The 7,073-nt window shown below is 45.9% G+C and carries 7 protein-coding genes; 3 read left to right on the top strand and 4 right to left on the bottom strand.

The genetic code is table 11. From position 1 onward, the window contains the following. On the top strand, positions 1 to 880 hold an 880-nt coding region (locus H6S82_RS12705; protein WP_191056279.1), incomplete at its 5' end, for an alpha/beta hydrolase. 39 nt (positions 881 to 919) lie between these two features. On the opposite strand, the gene H6S82_RS12700 is transcribed toward H6S82_RS12705, so the two are convergent. Next, complete coding sequence (locus tag H6S82_RS12700) at positions 920 to 1,450, bottom strand: DUF4330 domain-containing protein (RefSeq protein ID WP_190464637.1); 531 nt, start codon at positions 1,448 to 1,450, stop codon at positions 920 to 922. A 270-nt stretch (positions 1,451 to 1,720) separates the two neighbouring features. Between H6S82_RS12700 and H6S82_RS12695 the strand changes: the two genes are divergently transcribed. Next, positions 1,721 to 2,584, top strand: coding sequence for a M48 family metallopeptidase (locus H6S82_RS12695; protein ID WP_190464636.1), 864 nt, complete (start codon positions 1,721 to 1,723; stop codon positions 2,582 to 2,584). A 35-nt stretch (positions 2,585 to 2,619) separates the two neighbouring features. Here the strand turns inward: H6S82_RS12695 and H6S82_RS12690 are convergent, their stop codons facing one another. Then, on the bottom strand, positions 2,620 to 3,363 hold the full coding sequence (locus H6S82_RS12690) for a metallophosphoesterase family protein (protein WP_190464635.1): 744 nt from the start codon (positions 3,361 to 3,363) through the stop codon (positions 2,620 to 2,622). Between the two features lie 149 nt (positions 3,364 to 3,512). Here H6S82_RS12690 and miaE point away from each other — a divergent pair, with 149 nt between their 5' ends. Further along, on the top strand, positions 3,513 to 4,100 hold the full coding sequence (gene miaE, locus H6S82_RS12685) for a tRNA isopentenyl-2-thiomethyl-A-37 hydroxylase MiaE (RefSeq protein WP_190464634.1): 588 nt from the start codon (positions 3,513 to 3,515) through the stop codon (positions 4,098 to 4,100). A gap of 33 nt (positions 4,101 to 4,133) precedes the next feature. Here the strand turns inward: miaE and H6S82_RS12680 are convergent, their stop codons facing one another. Further along, positions 4,134 to 4,511 carry a response regulator gene (locus H6S82_RS12680; RefSeq protein WP_190464633.1) on the bottom strand — a complete coding sequence of 126 codons (378 nt, stop codon included), beginning with the start codon at positions 4,509 to 4,511 and terminating at the stop codon, positions 4,134 to 4,136. Between the two features lie 503 nt (positions 4,512 to 5,014). Then, positions 5,015 to 7,073, bottom strand: a 2,059-nt coding sequence (locus tag H6S82_RS12675; protein ID WP_199317883.1) for a response regulator, incomplete at its 5' end; no start/stop codon positions are given.

Raw genomic sequence — 7,073 nt, 5'->3', positions numbered from 1 at the left:
TGAACAACTATCGGTGATGACCTCCCTCGGCAGAATGGTATATTACACAGCCCAAGGGGAATTATGGGGGCGTCAGGATGCTACTGGTGCAGAAGAACTGCCTACTTTGGTATTCTTGCACGGCTTTGGTGGCGGGTCATCTGCCTACGAGTGGTCTAAGGTATATCCCGCTTTTGCTACGGAATACCGTATTTTGGCACCGGATTTAATCGGTTGGGGTAAGTCGAACCATCCAGCTCGCAATTACCGGATTGAGGATTACCTGACGACGATCGCAGAGTTTATCGAGCAAACTTGCAATGGGCCTGTGCCTGTAATTGCGTCTTCTCTGACAGCTGCTTTTACCATCAGGATAGCCATCAACCGCCCGGAATTATTCAAGTGCCTAATTCTGACTACTCCCGCAGGTCTGGCGGATTTTGGGGAAAATTATGCCAGTAGCTTCTTTGCCCAGCTGGTAAGCGTACCGATTCTCGATCGCATCATCTACAGTACCGGAGTTGCCAACCCCAAAGGTATTAGGACATTTTTAGAGCAGCGTCAATTTGCCGATGCTCGTCGGGTCTACGATGAGATTGTGGAAGCATACCTGGAATCGGCTTTGGCAGAAAATGCTGAATATGCGGCACTTTCGTTTGTGCGGGGCGATTTGAGCTTCGATCTGTCCTTGTACATTTCCCAGTTAACTGCACCCACCGCGTTTATTTGGGGCAAACAGTCTCAGTTTACGGGGCCAGAAATAGGGCAGCGCTTGGCAAGTTTGAATCCCTCAGCCATCCGATTTTTTCAACATTTGGAAGATGTCGGGTTGACGCCTCAGCTGGAATTGCCTGCGGTGACAATCGGTTTGATTCGGCGATTTTTGAAAGAACTCAGCTAGCCGATAGGGTGGGCAAAAGCCCACCCTAGTGTTGCCAAATTAACTTTTGATCCGTACATCGATAACGCTGGAGTTGAAATCATAATCGAAGCCTTCCAATTCGATCGGCATACCGACTTTGATTTTATTGTTGCCGAGAACGGGGCCGTTGTTAGTAATTTGGGCTTTGCCAGTTAAAGTAATTACCATATCGGTGCTAAAAGTATCCTTTCTCGGATCGGGAAGTGCTTTGACGGAACCATCGGGTTGGGGAACGACTACAGTTCTGGGCAGTTCTTTGACGGCTTTGATGTCAACCTGACCGTATGGTTGATTGCGGATAATGATATTGGTTTTCTTTTTGGTCTGAAACTGCTTGATTAACTCTTGGGGGTTACGAATGCTCAAACCCCTGACAACGACATCAACTTCGACGGGTCTTGTCGCTACTCCCAATTGAGCCACGGAACCGGAAGTACCGGGAAAGAAAAAGATACCTACAATAACGAGCAGAATCACTATAGCTGCACCCACGTCCAGGATGCTGAGTTTGCCTAACAAGCGACCTTGAGAGTCTAAAATCTTTTTCATGAGAATTTTCCGTTGCTAATTGAGAAAGGGGTTTAGTGAGAAATACCTGCCAGCCAATTATTGTAGAAATTTAATGACAAATTGAACAGCCAGGGGTGAGCGGGGGAGTTCAGAAAATGACTGATGTGCAATATGGTAGAACTCAACTGCGATCGCAAAAACTCAGATCGCAACTTGAACTACTCAAAATGCGTCTGTCTTATAAACTTCTTGTACCGAACCTTCTTCCGGAAAGGTTTTCACTTTCAGTTTTTTTGAGATTGCTCTGCTATGTTGAACGTCAAGTCGATATTTTTCGCTCGTTTCCGTGGGCGCTGGTATTATCCGTTACTTTCTGCGCTCGTGGCGCTGACCCTATGGGTGACTGCACTTCCAGCCACCAAAGCACTGCCGTTGCAAGATTTAATTTTGCAGGGAATTCAAATTATACAGCTATCTAAAATATCGGATCGGCAGGAAGTCCAGATTGGGGGGCAGATTAATACACAGTTACTGTCGAGTCAGTTTCAGCTTTATCGGAATTCGCAAATTGCGGAGTATGTCGATCGGGTGGGACAGCGTTTGGCATCTGTGAGCGATCGCCCCAATATTCCTTACAGGTTTCAGGTGGTCAGAGACAATAGCATCAATGCTTTTGCCACGATGGGGGGATTTGTCTACGTTACCACGGGATTGCTGGTGGCGGCAGATAATGAAGCCCAACTAGCGAGCGTTTTGGGTCACGAAATCGGTCACATTGCTAGCCGCCATTCGATCGAACAGATGCGTCAGGTGGCGATCGAACGCGGACTCGCTACAGCGGCTGGACTGAACCGCAATACTATGGTAAGGCTGGGCGTGGATTTGGCAGTTAACCGTCCTCAAAGTCGTAAGGATGAATTGGAAGCCGACCAAAGGGGATTGCGAAATATCAGGCAAGCGGGCTACGCTGAATCGGGAATAGTGGGATTTATGGAAAAACTGCTCGGTCAACCTTCGCCTCCGAGCTTTTTAAGCACTCATCCAGCTCCGAAGGATCGCATTGTGGCTTTAGAGCGGGCGATCGATCCAGCTAGGGCTAATGTGGGCGATGGTTTGGACGAGACTGAATATCGAACAAATATTCGAGCGCTGCTGCGATCTCGCAATTATTAAAAAAATCGGGTTTCTTCAAGAAACCCGATTTTGAGCTAGTGACGGGCAAGTATTTGCTGTGGTTCAACCTTTGCTACTGCTTCTTGTAGCGGTAAAGTGCGAATTGAGCCGTCAAACACATTGACTTGATAGACAAGCTTGTTGGTGATATCTAATCCGGTCAACCAACCACTTTTGCGATGATATGCGCCTGTGTCGATATCTAACCAACCCTGTCCTTGGGCAATTTTTCCAGGGGAGATGTTCGGTAGGGTAAAAGTGATGGTATGACCTGTAATGATTAGTTTATCGGGGAAGTAAGGTTTGGGTATAGAGTGAAATTCGTCCCGAATCCAACAAAATTGGTCGGCGTTTTGCTCTGTAATGGGCATCTGGGGATGGACGCCTGCATGAACTAGCCAGAGATCGCCCAAATCTAGATAAGGTGGTAGCATCCGCAACCAGTCTATGTGTTCTGATGGGATGCGGGATTCTGGGTAACTGGCGATCGTGGCGTTACCGCCACTGTAGAGCCAGACTTGCAGTATGTGAGCTTGTGGTTTTCCGTTGGCGAAGCTGTCGAGCAATAGTTGCTCGTGGTTTCCCAGCAAACATGGATAGGAGTTTGTGCTGACAAACTCGACAACGTGAAAACTTTGTGGGCCACGATCGATTAAGTCTCCTAAGAAATAGACTCGATCGTCTTCGCCTGGTGCGATCGCCTCTAATAAGGTCATGAGGCCGTTGTAATGACCGTGAACATCACCGATAATGATGCGACGGTTGGTAGTTTCGCTCATTCGGCTTTCTGTTGCAAAATAGTCGGTAAGAATTTATATAGAGCCTGCACTGGCTGATTGATGAACTGGAAAGTTAGCAAATGCCGTCAGCATCCTGCTAACTTAATTATGCAGCCGATCGGCAAAAAAAGTGCTTGTGGTAATTTTTTATGCTAACGACTATTAACGCGCTCAAGCAACCCACGAGATGGGAATGGGTTGTACAAGCTCTAGCCAACCTGGATACGATTTTGCTGGATCACTCGCACTGCGAGCGCAAGGCGGCTGGGGTGGCAATAAATTTGATGTTTCGGTATCCTTCTAATACCAAGTTGGTGCGGATGCTGACTGCGATCGCTCGCGAGGAATTGGAACACTTCGAGCTGGTCAACCAGTGGCTGGAACGGCGGGGTATTCCGCTTGGCCCACTGCCAGCGCCTCCCTACGGTGCTACTCTCAACTCGGAGATTCGCCGCGATGAACCGATGCGCTTGTTGGATACTTTGCTGGTCTGCGGTTTGATAGAGGCTCGCAGTCACGAACGGCTGGGTTTGTTAGCCGATGCCTGTCCCGATCGGGAGTTAGCCCAATTTTATCGCGGTTTGATGGCTTCGGAGGCCCGTCACTTCGGGATTTATTGGATTTTGGCAGATACTTATTTCGATCGGGAAACTGTGATGCAGAGATTGGAGGAATTGGCGATCGTGGAAAGTAATGTGCTGGCTACTTTGCATCCTCAACCGAGAATTCATAGCTAAGTTAATTGTTCAAAATGCCATTAAATAGTCTGATTAGAGACCCAGAATTTCTATAGATTTTTCCAGGACTTCATCCGGATCGAAAGGCTTTGTCATATACAAATCTGCACCTGCATCATTTCCTTTTTGTTTATCGAACTCCTGTCCTTTCGCTGTCAACATAACAATATAAACCTCATACATCCCCAATTCTTTTTTGACAGCGTTACATACTTCAAAACCACTCATTTTAGGCATCATCACATCCAGAAATACAAGTTGAGGTTTTTCTCTTTTGATGGTTTCTAGGGCTTTTTCGCCGTTGTCTGCCATCAACAGTTCTACCCCTTTGTCTTCCAGATCTTCTAGGGTTTGTTCCATGAGAACTCTAATGTGAGGCTCATCATCGACAATCAATATTTTTTTGCTCATAAAAGTGACCTCTATACTGAATAAATTTGATTTTTTCTTAAGAGCCTATTTCTGGGTGATGCCTACACTTTTTCAGTGCAAATGAGTCCGGTAAACGCCAACCAACAGACATAATACCAAATCGGCTTCGATTACCCCCGTAGGAGTGAGGGAGCGGGCTGACGCTCGCGTCAGCCGAACGGAGCGCGGGAAAGTGGGCAGTACGAGTTGGAGCAACATTGAGGCTGAAAAAGGGGGTAGCAGACCCGGATTTGGTATAATATCAAATCCAGCTTGATTATCGCCCTTATTCTTTAGTCCGCACAAGTGGGCTTCCGTTATGTAGCTCGTGCCTTGAGAGTCAGGGTCAAAAAGCGGAAGCAGGGGATTAAGTATAATTTAGGTGTATTTCGCACTGGTTTGAGCCTGAATTCGCGGTTAGCGCGATGGCTAAGATCGGGATACCACTTGGATTTTGGAGCAAAAATTAATTTTTTTTTCTTCAAGTTCACCATTTAAAATTTTTAAATGTGTTCGGGGCTTTCGTTTTGTTCGTCCGCTAATAAAAGAAAGAAAACATTTTCCATGCCCTTCTCAAACCGCAAAGTTTTGATGAGATTGTGTTGCTCTGAAAATCCGCCATCAACAATAATCATATCTGGTTGTACTGCTAGTGCCTTTTCAATGCCATCCTGGCTGTTAGATGCCTCGACAACGGTGTATCCTTTGGAAATTAACACCTCGGAGAGGGTTTTTACTGCGGAGGCATCTTCATCGACGACCAGAACTTTCTTTTTCGAGGAACCCTGAGAGATCAGTGTATCGATATTGCTGAGCAGAGATTCGGCATCGATCGGCTTTTGCAAATAGCGGTCTATCCCCAGAAGATAACCTCGTTGTTTATCTTCAAAGATCGATACAATGATAATCGGAATGTTCTGGGTCTGCGGGTCGTTTTTCAACACAGCAGCTACATCAAAACCATTGATTTGAGGCATCATCACATCTAGAATAATTAGGTCTGGTTTTTCTTGTTTTACTCTATTAATCGCATCTACTCCATCTTTAGCTTCTCTGATTTGATAACCTTCTGGTTCTAGTTGCTGCCTGAGAAGGGCGCGAATGTTCTCATCATCATCGACGACCAGAATAGTTTTGCGATCGAAAGAGGTAGAAGTTGCTGTTTGGACAAAGCTTTCTTTCAGTTGCTTTACCAAAATGTCGATCGATATCTTGTCTGGCTGAGCCATAGCCGCGTTAACAATCGGTAGGGTAAATGAGAAATTACTTCCCCGACCCAGTTGACTTTCTACCCAAATTGTGCCGCCGTGATGCTCAACGATTTGCTTGCAAATTGGCAGTCCCAAACCGCTGCCTTTCGGTTTGTCTGTGAGGGTATCGCCTACCTGCTGAAACTTCTCAAATACCTTGTGTAAATCTTCTGGAGCAATTCCGATCCCTGTATCGATGACACTGACAATAATTGCCTCGCTTTGCGGAATTGCTTTGACTGTACAAGCGCCTTTTTCTGTAAATTTTACAGAATTAGAAAGCAGATTGATTAATACTTGTAGTAAGCGATCGCGATCGCCTGTCACTGCTGGCAATTCGGTGGGGATGTTTTTGTGGAGTGCTATTCCTTTGGCTTCAAATAGCGAAGATGTGGATGCGAGCGCACGCTCGATGATTTCCGCTACTGAAGTTGGCTGCATATTCCACTCTATTTTGCCTGCTTCCATTTTGGCGATATCCAAGACATCGTTAATTAAAGTTGTCAGTCGTTCGCCTTCTGAGATGATGATGTTGATGTTTTGGTTGACTTGCTTGAACGCTCTTTGCGCTTTGCGATCGTCTTCTGGAACGACTGGTAAAATGGCATCGTCTATTTTTTTGAGAATCAGTTTGGCAAAGCCCAGCACTGAGGTAAGCGGTGTCCGCAATTCGTGGGATACTGTCGAGATGAAATCCGTTTTCATGCGGTCAATTTCTTTTTCTTGGGTGATATCCCGGATAATGGTTACCGAGCCCAGGCGATCGGTAATTGTCAATTCAGAATTAGAATATTTTTTGGATATGGTAGTAGCCACCGCTTTGCCTATTTTCCCATTTGCCAGTTCTACCTCTGCGGTCAAAACTTCGTTCGGAGATTCCTTGGTTTGGTCTAATAGTTCTGCTATTTTACTGTTGAATATTTCTTGGCAGTCTTTGCCGATGACTTTGGTATTTTCCAGACGGAACATTGATAACAAAGCGGGATTGACATGAGCGATATTTCCATAGGTATCTGTCACTAACAAGCCATCGGCAATATTGTTAATGATGGCTCTCAGATACGCTACCGTGTCTTGTACTTCGTTTACTGCTTGAGCTAGCCCCAGAGAAATCGCTGCTTGAGAAGAAAGGATTTTTAATATTTCCAATCTGTCCGGAGTAAAGGCACTTTTTGTAAGATTGTTTTCCAGGTACAGGATACCGACGAGTTTTGCTTGATGGACGATCGGCGTACACAAGAGGGATTTAACTTGGTTATTGGTAATATAGTTATCCGTTACGAACATTCCCTCACGAGTAGCATCGTTCAAG

It is taken from the genome of Planktothrix sp. FACHB-1355, assembly GCF_014748295.1.
Taxonomy (GTDB): Bacteria; Cyanobacteriota; Cyanobacteriia; order Cyanobacteriales; family Aerosakkonemataceae; genus Aerosakkonema; species Aerosakkonema funiforme_A.
The sequence above is the reverse complement of the archived record's forward strand: the minus strand, read 5'-3'. Positions and strand labels throughout refer to the sequence as shown.